We start from the raw sequence: 16,501 nt of genomic DNA, 5'->3' as shown, positions 1-16,501 counted from the left end.
TTGCAGAACGACCTTCACCAAATTGAACAGCGGATTCTTGAGCTGTACCAGGAAGCGGAAAGCTTTTTTCAAAAGCCGTTCAGGAAACCTTATATCCGGCTGGATCTAACCGGAGAGACAGCAGGTCAGGCGTGGATCGAAAAACATCAGCTTCGCTTTAATAAGGTACTGCTTCAGGAAAACCGTGAGCACTTTATCCGGCAAACTGTCGCTCATGAGGTGGCACATCTTCTGGCCTATGAACTGTTTGGCCCGAAAATCCGTGCCCACGGGAAAGAATGGCATGGGATAATGGCCAGGGTATTCAGACTTCCCGCGGATCGTTGTCATCGATATGACACGGGAAGAAGCAGCCGGAAGCAGTGGCTGTATCAATGCCATTGCCATGGCAAGACGATTCACCTGAGCACGGTACGTCACAACCGCTCCCAGCGGGGAACGGTTTATCTGTGCACAGCCTGTAAAGGGCCATTAAAATTTCTCGGTCAGCCTCCTAGCACTTCTAACAAGTCGTCACCGTATTTCTCCAGCTTAAATTGACCTATTCCGGTTATTCTTGACAATTCAAGACGGGATTGGGGACGATGCTTTATCAGCTCCATCAGCGTCTTGTCGTTCAGGATGACATAAGCGGGGACATTCTGTTCTTCAGCATGCGTACGTCTCCATTGGCGTAAAGCTTCCCACAACTGCTGGTCATGCTCTTCCACAACCACACGACCGACCTCACGATACTCGCTCTCATACTTTCTCGATGGCTCATAGCGGTCACGACGCAACTGAATGCTTTCATCCCCTTTTAGCAGTGAACGGCAACGCTCGTTCAATTTAAGGGCACCATGACTGTCATGATCCACATTCACGTACCCCCTGGCCACCAGCTGGCGAAAGACCGACCGCCAGGTGCTCTGATCCAGCTCGGTGCCGATGCCGAAGGTGCTAAGACGGTCATGACCAAAGCGGCGGGTTTTATGGGTACTTTTCCCCAGTAGAATATCCACAAGATGGGCCACCCCAAAGCTCTGCCCACTCCGGTAAATACAGGACAACGCCTTGCGGGCAACTTCGGTTCCATCCCATATTTCCGGTGGCTCAAGACACAAGTCACAATAGCCGCAAGGTTTATCCAGAGGCTCATCAAAGTAATTCAACAACACCTGTCGTCTGCATCCGGTCACCTCACAAAGCGCCAGCATGGCTTCCAGCTTTTGCTGCTCTATCTGTTGAATATGCACACTGGCGCTGGAGCGAGCATGCAGCTGCTTGAGTAGCACCACATCCTGCAGGCCATAAACCATCCAGGCGGTAGCGGGCAGACCATCCCGGCCTGCACGTCCGGTCTCCTGATAATAGGCTTCAATACTTCTTGGCAGGTCGAGGTGGGCAACAAACCGGACATCCGGTTTATCAATCCCCATTCCAAAGGCAATGGTTGCGACAATGATGATCCCTTCTTCGACGATAAACCGGTGCTGGTTGGCCCGCCGTTCTTCCGGTGAAAGCCCGGCATGGTAGGGCAGCGCCTTTCGCCCTGACTGCGCCAACCACTGGGCAGTCTGCTCCACTTTCTTACGGGAAAGGCAATAAACAATTCCGGAATCTTCGGGATGCTCTTTATTAAGAAAGTTCAGTAACTGCTGTTTACCCTGCTTCTTCTGGCTGATCCGGTAGAAAATATTGGGCCGGTTAAAGCTGTCCGTAAATACCCGGGCGGTTCCAAGCCCCAGTCGTTCACAGATTTCCCGGCGGGTTCTCTGATCAGCAGTCGCTGTCAGGGCAATTCTGGGAACCCCGGGAAACCGAGTTTGCAAACAGGAGAGCTGCAGGTATTCCGGCCGGAAATCGTGCCCCCACTGAGAAACACAGTGCGCCTCATCAATAGCAAACAAAGCCACCTGAATCTGATCCAGCAGCCGCTGCATAGACTCAGTCAGCAGCCTTTCGGGTGCTACATACAATAAATCAAGGTCACCGATCAGCAGTTCCCGCTCAACCTGAAGCCGGTCTTCCGGAATCATGGCAGAGTGCAGGCAATCAGCACGAATACCCAGTTCCCGGAGGCTGTTGATCTGATCATCCATTAATGCGATCAACGGTGAAACGACAACTGCCGTACCACCTCTTAATAACGCGGGTATCTGGTAACAGAGCGATTTCCCTCCCCCTGTAGGCATCAATACCAGGGCATCACGACCAGCAACGATTTCATGAATCACTTCTTGCTGGAATCCTCGAAAGGATGGGTAACCAAATGTATTTTTTAAAATATCCAGGGCAGGATCAGACATCTAAAGACAAAGTTTCAGGCAAAATTTCGGGTAAAGTGACAGTATAAGGAGTCCGATCATCAATTTCATCATGAGCCCGATACTTTATCCGGGTTTTCACAGCACTGTGCCGGCATGGCACTCACACATCGGTAAAACACCTGAAATTGACGGCTTTTATACCCGGCAAAGCCAGAGTAAAATCCCATTTCACATTTTCAGGATACTCTCTATGTCCAATACCCGTGCTTCTGTGGAAGCGCTGTTACAGCCTTTCACTGAATCTGATGATGGCAGCGAAACCGGAACTCTTGACTACCATGGTCTCCACGGTTTCCTGACAGCCCTGACCATCTGCCCCATAGACCTGACCGAGCAGGTACGGAACGAGAGTATTTTTGATGGTGAGGTTGAGCTTCCGGCAGCCAGTGCCAATGAGTTGAATGAACTTATTGCCAGAATGCAAACGACCATCGACCGGGGATTTAACGACGAAGATGAGGGTTTTTTCCTCTCCTGCGAATCCGAAGAGCTGGAAGACCACGACGATGAAGCCCTTGCCAACTGGTGCACCGGTTTTATGGTGGCTCACTTCCTCGATGAAGACGTCTGGTTCGGAACCAGTGAACAGGAGGTCTGTGAACTCCTGCTGCCGATCATGCTGGCCTCAGGCCTGTTTGATGATGAACAGGAGTTTCAGGATATTCGCAGGGACAGCAAGCTCACAGAGGATATGTGCAGCCAGATTCCCGAAGTGTTGATGGAACTTTACCTGATCTTCAACGCACCGGAAGAGAAAAAGCCCCACCCATCCGGAAAACGCCGTTCATAGTTGGGTCTGGCTGGCAACCGGGAATGCTTCTGGTTGCACCTGGCAACTTCAAGCTGAGTTGCCCGGACTTCTTTCCTGCCATCCCGAATCTGTGAGAGTCTGCCGACTGCTACTTTCCTGGCATTGCGGGGGATCGGTATTGTTCTGTTTCTGACCGTGGTTTGCAATGGATGATGTACGGTGCCGTGATCACTCTTATACGACTGATTCTTTTTCGGAGCCATCACGCATTTTTCTTTTAAGAAAGGCAGCCTGGTCTTCAGAAAGGCCTGAGTGCCCGGGAAGTTTACTATGGTACCACGATAAATGGCTTTCTTTTGCCGCAGCATTGGCAAACATTTCGTACATCCGGGATCCCTTGCGAATCGTATGATCGCTTTCCCGTGAGAGAATGATTGTGTTCACCTTGTGGTATTCCACCAACTGTTTCATGGGGGTGGCTGCGTCAATGTGAGCACCACACAACCAACCCAGGGTGTCGGCAAATTCGGGGAATTGTGGAATGACGACTCTTGAAGTGGTGCTGTAGGAGTCATGGTTAACCAGGGTAAGGCGTTTTTTGGTTCGTATTGCCTCATCTTCACCCAGATTACTGAGATAGCGTTCCAGGGCAACTGTGGCAACGCCGCCACCCAATGAACTTCCCATCAGTGTGATGTTGTCAATGCCGGGTTGGTTCAGTGCCGTGTGCAGGACGGCCATGGCATCCTTGATTACTGTTTCGCCAGTGGCCGCAGGAGCGTAGCGTAAAAGTCCCGCCCTTTTGTTGATTCCGGTGCCCGTGTAATCGTAAAGAAGAACTGGACAGCCCAGAATCCGCTGAATATTGCCCGGTGTTTCTGTCGGTTGGCCATCAGGCAGTCCATGGGATGTGCTGGCAAGTCTGTCTTTGTCAAAGAAGTTTGAGATGGTTGTACCATTCATATTGTTAAAAATGATCAGGTCTGACGATGGTGTGGACTGTCGCCCTGCGGGATAGCAAATGACTGCGCAAAGGGTTGTAGCGTCATGGGAGATGGTAATTTTTTCTGTTCTGAAACCGTCTTCATGGGTGGCGTTACAGGCAGAATCTATAATCGCCTGACTCTTTGCGGGGAAGTGGGCTTTAGCAGAAAACAGGTGGCAGTATTGTGCTGAAATAAGGCGGCAACCCAACAGTCTGGATAGGCCAAGCCGGTTTTCAATCATCCACCCGGCAACTGATGCGCATTGGGATATCGCATAGCTGGACAATGGTGGGGAGGTCGGTTCAGCAGGTGTCAGGTGTCCACTTAAGTTGGGGCTACTCACTAAATGTGATGCCACAGGGCGGTTGCCAACGTGTGCATTCGTGGTGGGTTGTTTTTCTGGCATCTGCCAGCTTGCGGGAAATGGGGGACTGACTGCTTTACTGGTGGATTGTCCGACGGTATTCATCTGGGTGCCTGCAATATTGTAAGTAGTTGATAGTTTGCTCCCATATATTCTGACCATATAATCAGTAGATAGTTCAATCCCTTGTTATCCTGGGCTTTAAACTGACTACATCTTCATGATTTGTTATAAAAAACATCTAAAACAAACTTCCATCTTCTTAATAGATTACTGAAACCCCCTACCCAATGATACTTTGCCGGGGTTACATCCATGACCAGAAAAGAATCAGATGCTCTGTGATAAAGAGATATGACCACCGGGCGACCGACCGAAAACCTCACAGGCATAGTGGATAATGATGCCCCTGCCGGGCTTGAGCTGTTGGCTGCTTGAGGGAGTAGCCAGACAAATTCAGGAAATTTGATCACCTATTGCATTTGCACCGTACACTACCGTCTGATAGCAATAAGTCATGGATGTGTCGTTTCTCTATAATGAAGCACACCATAACCTTTAATGCTGGTTCTGCTGACGGCCTACTGATTGCTCAAAGCCCCACACACCAACACTCAGGAGAGGAAACGTGGCTGAGAATACTGCGAGTCAGATAGACTACAGTGTCACCCCAGACGCTCATCCGAAAACAGTAACCCGAACTCCGGTTCTGAACGAAGGCAACCCTGAGAAAAAACGACAGGAGCTGCTGAATTATTTTCACCAGACGTTTGATCAGTATGAACTGCTGTTTGAAACCCTGGCGCGCGAAGACGCCTGGTATGAAAAAGCCATCCCCCTCCGTCACCCTCTGATCTTCTATTACGGGCACACTGCTGCTTTTTATATCAACAAACTGATCACCGCAAAACTGATCACGGAACGAGTAGACCCTTATATCGAGTCCACCGTTGCCATTGGTGTGGATGAAATGTCCTGGGATGATCTGGACGACAGCAACTACCAATGGCCAACCGTTCAACAGGTTCGTGACTACCGCAACAAGGTCAGGGCACTGGTTTCCGGTTTCATACAAAACATGCCGCTGGAGATACCCATCAACTGGGAAAGTCAGGCCTGGATCATTCTAATGGGGATTGAACATGAACGCATTCATCTTGAAACCTCATCGGTACTGATTCGCCAGCTGCCAATCGCCTGCGTCCGGCCGCACAATTACTGGCAACACTGTATCGAAACAGGGTCAGCACCGGAAAACCGTCTGATTGAGGTGAATGGCCAATCACTTCGCCTGGGCAAAGATAACGACAATTCGCTCTATGGCTGGGACAACGAATATGGACACCTGGACGTTGAGGTCGCTCCATTCAAAGCCAGCGAATACCTGGTCAGCAATCAGGAGTTTAAAACCTTTATTGATGCCGGTGGTTATGACAATGAACGCTGGTGGACGGATGAAGGCTGGGCCTGGACAACGTTCAGCAACCCCCATGGTAAAGCACGCCATCCCAAATTCTGGATCCCCGATGGGGATAGTTATCGCTATCGCACCATGCTGGCAGAGATCGATATGCCCTGGAACTGGCCGGTTGACGTGAATTGTCATGAAGCCCAGGCCTTTTGCCGCTGGAAGTCAGAAGTGACTGGCAAACAGATCCAGCTCCCCAGCGAAGCTGAGTGGTATTGCCTGAGGGAAGCCATTGATACTGACCAGCCCTGGTGGGATAAAGCCCCCGGTAATATCAATCTCGAATACTGGTCCTCATCCTGCCCGGTTGACCACTTCAGAACCGGAGCGCTGTGTGACATTATTGGCAATGCCTGGCAATGGACCAGCACTCCCATTGACGGGTACGAAGGATTCCGGGTTCACCCCTGCTACGATGATTTCTCTACCCCAACCTTTGACGGACGCCACAACCTGATTAAAGGGGGCAGCTGGATCTCAACGGGCAACTACGCCATTAAAGATTCACGCTACGCCTTCCGTCGCCACTTCTTTCAGCATGCCGGTTTTCGTTATGTAGAGTCCAGTGCCATGACCAATACCTCCAACAGTCCTGATGTCGGCAACCCTTATGAAAGCGATGCCCTGGTTGCCCAATACCTGGGGTTCCATTTTGGGGAGTCTTACTTTGATGTACCCAACTACCCTGAAGCCTGTGCCCGCCTCTGTTTCGAGGTCAGTGGTGATACACCCCGAACACGTGCTCTGGACCTGGGCTGTTCAGTTGGGCGTACCAGCTTTGAACTGGCCCGCTGGTTCCAGCATGTGGATGGCATCGACTTCTCTGCCCGATTTATTTCAGCGGCGGCCGAGCTGCAGGAACGGGGAAAAATACGCTACCACCTGCCCACTGAAGGAGAGCTGGGTGATTACTTTATTGCCGATACCGCTGAAATGGGTTTGGATGATACCAATACCAGTCGAATCCGCTTTACTCAGGGCGATGCCTGCAACCTGAAACCCATGTTCAATGACTATGACCTGATCTTTGCCGGTAACCTGATTGACCGCCTCAATAACCCGGGGCAATTCCTGGGGATGATCCATGAGCGCATACGCCCTGGCGGCATCCTCGTGATCACCTCGCCCTATACCTGGCTGGAAGAGTATACGCCCAGGGAGAACTGGCTCGGTGGCGTCCGTGAAAATGGCGAAGCCCTCGACACCTATACCGGACTGCAAAGAGCGTTGAGCAAACATTTTGAGGAGTTACGCTCCCCCTTGAATATTCCATTTGTGATCAGGGAAACCGCGCGGAAATTCCAACATACGGTTGCCCATTGCACGGTATGGCAGCATAAAGCTTAGCTATCAGTCCCCTCTTCAGCCCCTCTTGTATGTTCACCTCACTGAAAGCCAATTGGGTAAAGTGATGGTGAACCTTATTTTATCCTTGACAAATCCTTGAATGATCATCGGTGGAACTAATCAGTGTTTGTTTGGTCGTATATAAGACATTGCTATTAATTTCAAGGAGAGCCAACGATGATTCCATCTTCCACCCAACTCCCACCATCAGCAGAACCCATTTCGCCACCTGTAAGCACCGCAGGAAATGGTCATACTGAAAAAGTCACTGAAAACCCGGAACTTCAAAAACTCCAGGATTCTTTTTCAACCCGGTTAGAACAGGCAAAAAGTGAGTTATCTCAAAATCCTGAGGCGAGAGAAGCGCTCAGTGATGCACTGGTTAATAATTTCTGCCTGTTTCAGGACAATGAAAACAATGACAGCAACATTGAAAATAAAAATAATTTTCTGGCGCTTGCACTGGCTCAATGTAATCTTGCCAACCGGGAGGACATTGATAAACTTCAACAGGTTATTAAAATCCAGGATGACATCATACAAAGAAGAGAAACAGAAGAAGCAGAGCTGCAAAGCAATGAAATGGACCTGAAAGCACTGGAGGGAGAACTGGGAGCAACATCCAGACAGGATAATGCCAACAAGTCCGGATCCTATAGCATGGTTACTGAACGACAGGGCTTTGTAGAAAAGCAGGTTGAATCCTGGTTTCAGGAAGACACAAGGCAACCCGTCAAAGATGCGCTGATGCTGTTAAAGAATCAGATAACATCCGGTGCCGATATAGGCTCTCTCCCGAAAAGCATTACGACGCTGAAGTTTGGAAAAGCAGAGGATTTGGCCAACTTTTCTGCTAATTTCAGATATCCTAATCCTGATATCTTTAGTCAGGCAAGGCATGAACTTCTAAGTAAATCTTCTGAATTAGAGCAACATTTTGCCAATGCCAAAGACTTGGTCAGTGTTTTACAAGGCAAAGTATCTGAAGATAAATTAGGGCAAGTAATACAGGCGTTATCCCGCCCTGTTTCCGAAATGGGCACTGAAGCACTGGTACTGGCAGCCATACTCACGCCGTTCACAGAGAGCGACCTGAAGTCATACCTGAAAGCTGCCCAGATTTTATTACTAAAAACAGAAGCGCAAAAAGAAAACCCCGAACTCGCAGATAACACCGCTATTGCAATCGGACTGGAGCGGAGTGATGCAATGGTTAGAGAGCATTATAAAGCCGATCCAAAACACGCCGCCAGCAGTGCCGCTAACGCGCTGGTTAAAAGTCAGAACCCATTACCCGGAAACTTAACAGCAATCGCTTAACCCGGATATTTTATAAACCAGAGAAAAGGGCTATTTTTTGCAGTACATGTGAAAAATAGCCATTCCCGCTACTAATCTGAACTTCCTGAACGATTGATTTGATTGTTTTCGGCCACGACACGACTGGCGGATCAGTTCGATAAGCCGTTTCAGAACAGCTGCATTTTCTTTACCGGTTGGGTCTTGCCGGGTCGGAGAATAGCGGTGATCAGCTTGCCACTGAGACCGCTCTCCCGTAACAGCAGAACGCCAAAATCAGACCTGATTACCACTGATCGTACGTCATGACACAGGGAAAGATAATTTAAGAATATACGTGCAGCTTTTCATTCTTTATGTCTATAACCCGGTAAAGAAATAATAGAACCTCTCCAGTATTACCGGTGGAGCAGGCATCATGACGGCTTGTTCTCCAGATTATCAACTAAATTCGGTTTCATAACCGCTCCGAACAAGCAAAGACCCACATCATCATTCGAAATAATGATATTAATACGTCAACTGACTTTCAATTATCGGTTGATGGCTAACCCGGTTTCCACTGGACGTCTGGCAGTTTGAGAAGTCGATCCGGCATCGGTGCTGTATTGACTGCAGCCCGACCTAGCCTTGAGATCATTGAAGGCATATCAAAACGCCGGTTAAACCGATAGTTGAACTCTGATAGATAACGGCCCAGATGCTTGGGGTCGAGCTTATGGTAAGTACCGGTAATCGCTGTTTTCACGTTTCCCAGCATGGTATTTACCCAGGTGAACAACTCATTCTCCATGGATGCATGCCCACCACCGGTAATGATGGCTGTGTGCTGGCATCCGGCATCTTCAATACCCCGGAAACAGGACAAGCCATCGCTGACGGCCCGGACACCCTTTTTCAGGGCATGTTCTGCCCACTCCTGAATGGTTTTTCGCCGGAAGTTATCAACGGCATTGAACTTCATGTAGATAGGGTGGTTATCAGCATCTGTCTGAACTGCGGCCACGAAGGGGGCTTTGTTCTCTGAGCCTCTGCCCCGGCGGCCTCCGTGGCGCTCTCCGCCCCAATAGGCGTCATCAATCTGAACAAAACCACTCAACTGCCAGCTGTTATCTCTTTCCATCATGACCTGCATGAGTTTGTGTTTCATGCGCAATGCGGCATTGTAGGAAATGCCAAGTTGTCGATGAAGCGTCAGGCAAGAAATCCCCGCTTTATTCTGGGTGACGAGATAGATACCCAGAAACCAGGTAGCTAGAGGCAGCTTTGTTGAGTCAAAGATAGTGTTACTGGTAAGCGAGGTTTGGCAACGGCAGCAATTGCACTGGAATTCAGCTTTCCGGTGAAGCTTGCAGAAACTGCGGGAGCCACACTTCGGGCATTGGAAGCCATCTGGCCAGCGCCAAGAGGACAGCGCGTTCTCACACTGCTCTTCACTGCCGTAATTAGCCAGAAATTGCATAATGCCAAGGCCTTTTTGGAACTGAATGGTGTTTTTACACATCAGTTTTACCTCCAAAACACATGACTATCGACGTTTATTATAGCAGCTGGCTCACGACGTAGGGTCGGTGGTAATCAGGAAATCAGAAGATAGCTCACCGGCATTGAAATCGGCACGAATAGTTTTTCCTTTTGAAGGATGAAAACACAGTGGTTTTTGTGTAAATTCAGCCATGGCCAGTTACGGTTTGCTTCTTCCGAAGCGTTTTTTTCGCCGACCCAATCATACCAAGTGATTGGGCGGAACTTACCTCCTTTCATGAAATATTCGGGCTAGGAAATAATACACTCCTCCTGTGAACGGGATCTTACTTGATATTCACGCTGTTTAACGTGTTGACGAGATTGTGGATTGTCTCTTATTTGCTTCCATTCCTCATAAATGTCTGCTTGATTTGGAGTTGATATTAACACTGCTGATCCAATATCTTTTCCTATACAAATACTTTCGATTAAATCTAAGTCCTTATGGATAACGAACATTTCGACGAATTGCTCAAGTTTTATAGCTGCTTCCGATCCTTTAAATTCGCCATTCAAAAATTGCTCAACATTTGACTTATTTTGTTCTGTATTGTACCAGTTTAAGACTGGGTTAACTTGTTTAGGAAGCCATGATCCATAACCTCGATATGCACCACTACCATATAATATGCTATCAAGTTGGATAGCAAAACGATTAAAAACTTCTTTACCCATCAGTTTTTCCAGCTGACCATAAGCAGCCCTTTGCTGCTTTGTAGTTAATTCAGTAGATTGAATTTCAGTCCGTTTTTGCAAAGCATCCTCGTAATTTAATTGATGTGCATTTAAGTAAGCATCATAAATGGCTGTTTTTCCAAAGTATTGAATTCGAGGCATTCCAGTATTGTCAATTACTAATCCTCTAATATGGTCACTGTATGATGTTTTCTCTGGCATTATTTTCCAGCCATCCGGGAGAGAAATATCAGCCGACACCTTTGACTTCATTTCTTTGGCAATACCCATGACGATAGCTTCTGATTCAGAATCAAAGCTGGTTGTTTCTGATTCAGCCCCTAAAGATGAATATGACGTAGATGGTGACAAAGAAGCTGAATCGTTTGGTTCAGGATCGTGAGCAACCTTAGGCTCAACAACAGTAATTGTCTCGTGCTCGGCTAGAGTTTTTTGTGTATTTCCACCTAATCTTTCAGGTGAGCTGCTATTAATGTATTTATCTGTCAGGCTATTATTACCTGAATACTCTTCAGCCATTGAATAATTAGTTGACTGAGATAAGTTTGTTGGGGAATTTGCTGGCTGCATAATATAATCTCATAAATTTTCAGTTAATTTACAGGACAACCACTCTTTTTCCGCCTCGAAGATAATAATCCTTGTAGATCAAGAGTATCAGTAATATTCAGATTATTATTAAGAAGTGGTAAACCAGTAGCTTTGTTTGATAATCAAGTCAGCGATAAGTTCAATTTTAAGGTTCATTTGAATTTTGAGTGGGTAAGAGTATATTTACCAATCACAATTTCACCCTGTTAATCCTTGCCGTGGGCAACCTCACCTGAACGATCTTTTTCAAAATGAAGACTTCAGCGACCTGCATACCATTGGCATGGATGAAACCTCATCGGCGTGTGGGTACGATTACATAACCCTGTTCGTTGATCTTGAGGAAAAGCGCACCGTGCTTGTCACGGATGGCAAAGGCAGCGAAACGGTAAAGGCATTTACCGCTGAACTGGAGGAACGCAACGGGAAAACTGAAAATATGAAAGGCTCTTTTCGGGTTACAGACTGCTCTGCAATGAAAATTGGCCAAAGGCCTTGATATACAATGCCTTCAGGAAACTGCTGGCTAAATATTGCCAAGCCCTGCCACAGGAGGATTCCAGCCTGATTTATGAAATCAGCAGTCTGCAATACGAAAAGAGCCATATGAAATATCCGGGTTAACCTTGTCCCATGCTGCGCCCCCTTTGATGTCTTGAAGGGGTGGCCCTCCCTTACCCATTACCACCCCTTTTTCTAATCCAGTAAAAAAAAACAACATCTGTCTCCTGGTGCTCAAGAAGCTGGTGCTCCAGAAAATTACAGAACTTTGGAATATCACGTTTAGTGGAGGGGTCAGTAGCCAATACCCGAACCACTTCACCCGGTGCCATATCCCTGATTTTATTGTGCAGCATCATCACCGGTTCCGGGCAGAACAGACCACAGGTATCCAGCTCATGCTGCACTTCAATAGAGGCAACGCTCTCTTCAGGCAACCTATCTGACATCAAACGTAAACCTGTCTTTCAAAACCAGCTCCTCATAAAAGGTCATGTCGGGCCGCAAACCAGACATCATTCTTGCTAAAATGGCGATAAACCCAGATCAGCCCAAGACCCCGGGTAGCCATAAAAGCAGTGTAAGCAAGCCACAAGCCCTGATTTCCCATATCACGAAATAAGAACCAGACTGGAAGAAAAACCAGAACAGTGGCAATCAACATGGTGTTCTGCATCATATCGGTTCTGACTGCGCCAATAAAGACACCATCCAGCCAGAAACACCAGACTGCAATCAAAGGCATAGCTACCAGCCACGGCAGGTAAACTGACGCTTGTTCTGCAACTTCCGGGATATTGGTCAACCAGCCCAACAAAGGGTTCCCGCCAAGGCTGAGAAACAGGCTGAACAGCCCACCACAAACCAGGGAACACCAGCCGGTCACCCTGACCACCTGATGAAACTGTCGGCGGTCGCCTTTGCCAATCGACTCACCGGTCAACGCTTCAGCTGCGTGCGCGAATCCATCCAGGCCATTGGAAATCAACACCATTAAATTCAGCAGCAAGGCATTGGCAGCCAGAACTTCATCACCCAGCCGGGCACCCCGGGCGGTAAAAAATGCCTGGACCGATAACAAACATAATGTACGGACAAACAGGTGGCGATTCAGCATGATCAATCGACGAAACGCGGCAATATCGAACACCATTTCACGACTGAACTGACTGCCATCACAGGCCAAAATGCGCCTTACCATCAACAACCCGGCAGCCAGCGCCAGATAATCGGCAATCACCGTGGCCATAGCGGCACCCCGGGTTGCCCAACCCAAGCCGAGAACAAACAGTAAATCCAGTACAATATTGACCGAATTACCCAGAACCAGGATGAGCAGAGGCCCCTTCGGCTTTTGCATACCGATCAGCCAACCGATCAGCGCATAATTAACCAGTACGGCTGGCGCCGAAAATATCCGGGTCTGAAAATAGATTTCAGTCTGCCTTGCTACAACATCACTGGCGTCAAAAAAGGGCCACGCAAAACGCAAAATCAAAGGAGAACAGAGTATCAGGAGCATGCCAGTTACAGCTGCAAAAACCACAGACTGTAACAGCCACTTTCTCAGAGCATAACGGTCATTGCGGCCTTTTGCCTGGGCAACAAGCCCGGTGGTTCCCATCCGGAGAAAACCAAAAGCCCAAAAGATCATGCTAAACAGGGTTGCAGCGACAGCGACACCGCCCAGATATTCCGGTGAAGAGAGATGCCCCAGCACAGCGGCATCCACCAGCCCCAGTAGCGGTACAGAAATATTGGAAATAATGGCCGGCCAGGCAAAATGCCATACACGCCGATAGGTCGCCGAAACCGCTAGCAAAGGATCAACTCCTGTTGTGCCTTAACCCGGATATATGAAATATCCGGGTTAAGCAAAATAAGCTCGACTTTAGAGTCTGTATAAAACGATAATTCGGTCAGCTTTTTATAGTGAAGCAAGCCGAAATCAGTGAACTGTTTTTCCAAGTTCGTTATTACTTCCGTTTTTTGCCTAAAAGCCTTTAGTTATGCTGCTTCTGAATTATCCGGTATTAACTGGTCGATCAGATCGCGAAAATTGAACTCATATTTTTGCTTATATCTGTTCCAGCCCTTGCGAATAGAGAACCTCGGAATAATTCCTGAAAGAGCAATTTTCATCATGCCTGCAGTGGTTGTATCCGGGCTTCTCCAGGGTATCCGAGAAATATTCAGACATGCCTGATTTTTACAAACGGTTAATAACTGCAATAATGCATAGCCTGCCATTTTCAAATGCATCCATCGAAGCAGTGTTCGCAATTTCTGCTGCCATAAATGGCAACAGCCAAAAGCATGTTTGAGTTGGTGAAACATTGGCTCTACCGGCCATCTCCGGGAATAGGCACGAAGCACCTCCAGTCCCTCAAGTTCCGGATTGGTCGAGATGAATATTCTGCTTTCGGTCAGACCTTTGTCATTTTCAAAGCGACTCCAGACGACGCGTACTTCACGACCTTTAAGGAATCTGGCGCGACAGATCAGGGTACGATAACGTATTTTGCGAAATTTGCCGTACATCCATACTGTTGCTTTTTCTTCCGGCAGTTTCTTAACCTGTTCTGTCGTCATCTTGATGCCGTACTTTTTTGGGCGCCCTCGCTTCTTTACGGTGGGTGCTGGCGGCAAAGCATAGAGGGCCCGATTTGAAGGTATCTGACCAACAACTTCTATGTTCATTTCCAGAGCTGGCTTTATCAGTGTCCAGTTCATATACCAGCAATCGGTTAGCAGGCGTAGCACTCGATCCTTCACTTCATTGCGTACCACCCTGAGCATGGCCACGGCAATTTTCAGTTTGCTGGTGTTACCTGAAGCTGGTGTCGGAAATGAGATCACCGGTATGGCGGTAAATACTTCATCTGCAGCCCGCTCAAATATGATGGCCAGGGAAACCCAACACTGCCCCAGATGTACGTCGGCCGATTGCGTTTCTTGCTGTGTTGATGATGTGTACGACAAGCAGGGGCTTTGTCGGAAAACCGTTCGATTACCCAGTCATCAAGCCCCAGGACCACAGGTTGATTCTCAGGAGCTTTGGAGCAGACCAGACGGATCAAGTGGCGTGCCAAGTTCTTCCATTGCCACTTGCCCTGAGATAGCCAGTGGTGGTAGCTGCTCCACACACAATGAAAATCAATTGTTAACAACGCCTGTGTAACAAAGCCGTCGGCTGAAAGCATGCAACCGAACAGCAGTTCGCAGAACGTTGGTACTGCAGTTGATGATAGCGCTCCAGCAAGAAAGGTTGTATATGAAGCGAGCTCCCTGAGGATTACTTGATGATCTGAAGTGAGCATGGCAACCATCTCGAATTTCGTCATTGGGGATGGTTGCTTTTAGCAGATTATGCGCCGGAACTATTGTGCTCTTAAAACTCTAAAGTCGAGCAAAATAAGGAGAATTGTATAAAGCATTTCTATTGGCAAAAATAAGTAATCATGCGCGCCAAATCATGTTCAACAGCAGCAATAACACCGGTTAAGTCGTGGGAAAGAGCCCTGTTTTTCATGTTTTTTCCTTCTTTGGGTTAGTCCCATCGGACGATGATTCCCCTTCCCCCAATGGCTTTAATCTGTGGCAGTAACAGTCAGGCCTGAACGCCTGGTGAATAGCAATCAAACAATAAGTAAAAAGCCGTTTAACGTAACTTACCATGAGGCAACCGGCACAAACGGCATTTTTTTCAAGGCAGGTGTTATGGATATTCGCGGGCTTGGCTATGTCACCGCAGAGTCGACTGATCTGGATCAGTGGCGCCAGTATGGAACTCAGGTATTGGGGATGATGCTGACTGAGGATTCTGATGACAATACGCTTTATCTGAAAATGGATGACCGACACTATCGAATGCTTGTGGAAAAGTCTGATCAGGATCGATATGGCGTCAGTGGCTGGGAAGTCGCCGGTCCTGAAGCCTTCCTGAAAGCCATTGATGATCTGAAAAAAGCCGATGTGCAGGTGGTTCATGGCACGTCGAAGGAAGCTAGAGCCCGAAAAGTCCAGGCGCTGATTAAATTTTCTGACCCGGATGGCAACCGTCACGAAATTTTCTGGGGACCTCAACAGGACTTTGTCCGCTTTATTTCTCCTGTTGGGGTAAAAGCGTTTGTTTCTGATGGTCTGGGTCTGGGGCATACCGTGCTGCCGACCCCCTCTTTTGACAAGTGTCGTTCTTTTTATACTGATGTCCTCGGTTTTTGTCTCTCCGATCTGATGACCGTTCGCTTTACCGATGACCCAAATGAGCCGGAAAAGTGCCTGCACTTCATGCACTGTAATAATAAACGTCACCATTCTCTGGCAATTTTGGAAGCCCCGGTCCCTTCTGGCTGTGTACATATGATGCTGGAAGTCGGTGATATGGATGAAGTGGGCCGGGCGATGGACCGTATGGTTGCCAATGGTGTGAAGCTAACCGCAACACTGGGTCGTCATACCAATGATGACATGACCTCTTTCTATATGAAGACGCCTTCCGGCTTTGACATGGAGTATGGCTGCGGTGGCCGTGTTATGGACTGGGATAAGCACACAGCCTTTGAAAGCACTGCTGTCAGCCACTGGGGACACGACTTCAGCGTGGGCTTTAAATAATATCTGAAAACCAGACGGCCAGAATAAATACAACAAAAGGTGTAC

The 16,501-nt window shown here is 48.1% G+C and carries 16 protein-coding genes; 6 read left to right on the top strand and 10 right to left on the bottom strand.

Going from position 1 to position 16,501, the window contains the following annotated elements; genetic code table 11:
- On the top strand, positions 1 to 540 hold the full coding sequence (locus MJO57_RS22950; protein WP_252019026.1) for a SprT family zinc-dependent metalloprotease: 540 nt from the start codon (positions 1 to 3) through the stop codon (positions 538 to 540).
- On the opposite strand, the gene recQ is transcribed toward MJO57_RS22950, so the two are convergent.
- On the bottom strand, positions 486 to 2,288 hold the full coding sequence (gene recQ / locus MJO57_RS22945; RefSeq protein ID WP_252019024.1) for a DNA helicase RecQ: 1,803 nt from the start codon (positions 2,286 to 2,288) through the stop codon (positions 486 to 488). The genes MJO57_RS22950 and recQ overlap by 55 nt on opposite strands.
- Before the next feature lie 211 nt (positions 2,289 to 2,499).
- On the opposite strand from recQ, the gene MJO57_RS22940 reads away from it, so the two are divergent.
- Positions 2,500 to 3,099 (top strand): YecA family protein, encoded by a 600-nt coding sequence (locus MJO57_RS22940; protein WP_252019023.1) that lies wholly within the window; start codon positions 2,500 to 2,502, stop codon positions 3,097 to 3,099.
- 195 nt (positions 3,100 to 3,294) lie between these two features.
- Here MJO57_RS22940 and MJO57_RS22935 read toward each other — a convergent pair whose 3' ends face one another.
- Positions 3,295 to 4,023: a hypothetical protein gene (locus tag MJO57_RS22935; protein WP_252019021.1), complete on the bottom strand. Its 729-nt coding sequence runs from the start codon at positions 4,021 to 4,023 to the stop codon at positions 3,295 to 3,297.
- 1,015 nt (positions 4,024 to 5,038) lie between these two features.
- Between MJO57_RS22935 and ovoA the strand changes: the two genes are divergently transcribed.
- A complete protein-coding gene (gene ovoA, locus MJO57_RS22930) occupies positions 5,039 to 7,225 on the top strand; it encodes a 5-histidylcysteine sulfoxide synthase (RefSeq protein WP_252019019.1) in 2,187 nt (728 codons plus the stop codon).
- 177 nt (positions 7,226 to 7,402) lie between these two features.
- Entirely contained in the window at positions 7,403 to 8,545 is a 1,143-nt protein-coding gene (locus tag MJO57_RS22925; protein ID WP_252019017.1) for a hypothetical protein, read from the top strand.
- A 149-nt stretch (positions 8,546 to 8,694) separates the two neighbouring features.
- Here the strand turns inward: MJO57_RS22925 and MJO57_RS32880 are convergent, their stop codons facing one another.
- The 4 genes from MJO57_RS32880 to MJO57_RS22915 form a co-directional block, all read right to left on the bottom strand.
- A complete protein-coding gene (locus MJO57_RS32880) occupies positions 8,695 to 8,817 on the bottom strand; it encodes a hypothetical protein (RefSeq protein WP_256492007.1) in 123 nt (40 codons plus the stop codon).
- A gap of 254 nt (positions 8,818 to 9,071) precedes the next feature.
- Positions 9,072 to 10,028 carry an IS1595 family transposase gene (locus tag MJO57_RS22920; protein ID WP_252017306.1) on the bottom strand — a complete coding sequence of 319 codons (957 nt, stop codon included), beginning with the start codon at positions 10,026 to 10,028 and terminating at the stop codon, positions 9,072 to 9,074.
- 51 nt (positions 10,029 to 10,079) lie between these two features.
- The gene (locus MJO57_RS32875; protein WP_256492004.1) at positions 10,080 to 10,202 is read right to left on the bottom strand and encodes a hypothetical protein; all 123 of its coding nucleotides are present in this window, start codon (positions 10,200 to 10,202) and stop codon (positions 10,080 to 10,082) included.
- A gap of 98 nt (positions 10,203 to 10,300) precedes the next feature.
- Complete coding sequence (locus MJO57_RS22915) at positions 10,301 to 11,317, bottom strand: hypothetical protein (protein ID WP_252019016.1); 1,017 nt, start codon at positions 11,315 to 11,317, stop codon at positions 10,301 to 10,303.
- A 304-nt stretch (positions 11,318 to 11,621) separates the two neighbouring features.
- Here MJO57_RS22915 and MJO57_RS22910 point away from each other — a divergent pair, with 304 nt between their 5' ends.
- Positions 11,622 to 11,837, top strand: a complete 216-nt coding sequence (locus tag MJO57_RS22910; protein ID WP_252019014.1) for a transposase — start codon at positions 11,622 to 11,624, stop codon at positions 11,835 to 11,837.
- Between the two features lie 175 nt (positions 11,838 to 12,012).
- On the opposite strand, the gene tusA is transcribed toward MJO57_RS22910, so the two are convergent.
- From tusA to MJO57_RS22890, 4 genes are all read right to left on the bottom strand, one after another.
- The gene (gene tusA, locus MJO57_RS22905; protein ID WP_252019012.1) at positions 12,013 to 12,288 is read right to left on the bottom strand and encodes a sulfurtransferase TusA; all 276 of its coding nucleotides are present in this window, start codon (positions 12,286 to 12,288) and stop codon (positions 12,013 to 12,015) included.
- A 32-nt stretch (positions 12,289 to 12,320) separates the two neighbouring features.
- Complete coding sequence (locus MJO57_RS22900; protein ID WP_252019010.1) at positions 12,321 to 13,661, bottom strand: MATE family efflux transporter; 1,341 nt, start codon at positions 13,659 to 13,661, stop codon at positions 12,321 to 12,323.
- 185 nt (positions 13,662 to 13,846) lie between these two features.
- Positions 13,847 to 14,698, bottom strand: coding sequence for a transposase (locus tag MJO57_RS22895; protein ID WP_252020294.1), 852 nt, complete (start codon positions 14,696 to 14,698; stop codon positions 13,847 to 13,849).
- Entirely contained in the window at positions 14,695 to 15,183 is a 489-nt protein-coding gene (locus MJO57_RS22890) for a transposase (RefSeq protein WP_252019008.1), read from the bottom strand. Before MJO57_RS22890 ends, MJO57_RS22895 begins: the two co-directional genes overlap by 4 nt.
- A 283-nt stretch (positions 15,184 to 15,466) precedes the next feature.
- Here MJO57_RS22890 and MJO57_RS22885 point away from each other — a divergent pair, with 283 nt between their 5' ends.
- Positions 15,467 to 16,456, top strand: coding sequence for a VOC family protein (locus tag MJO57_RS22885; RefSeq protein ID WP_252019006.1), 990 nt, complete (start codon positions 15,467 to 15,469; stop codon positions 16,454 to 16,456).
- Positions 16,457 to 16,501: the final 45 nt, after the last annotated feature.

Source organism: Endozoicomonas sp. SCSIO W0465, from assembly GCF_023716865.1.
Classification (GTDB): domain Bacteria; phylum Pseudomonadota; class Gammaproteobacteria; order Pseudomonadales; family Endozoicomonadaceae; genus Endozoicomonas.
The sequence above is the reverse complement of the archived record's forward strand: the minus strand, read 5'-3'. Positions and strand labels throughout refer to the sequence as shown.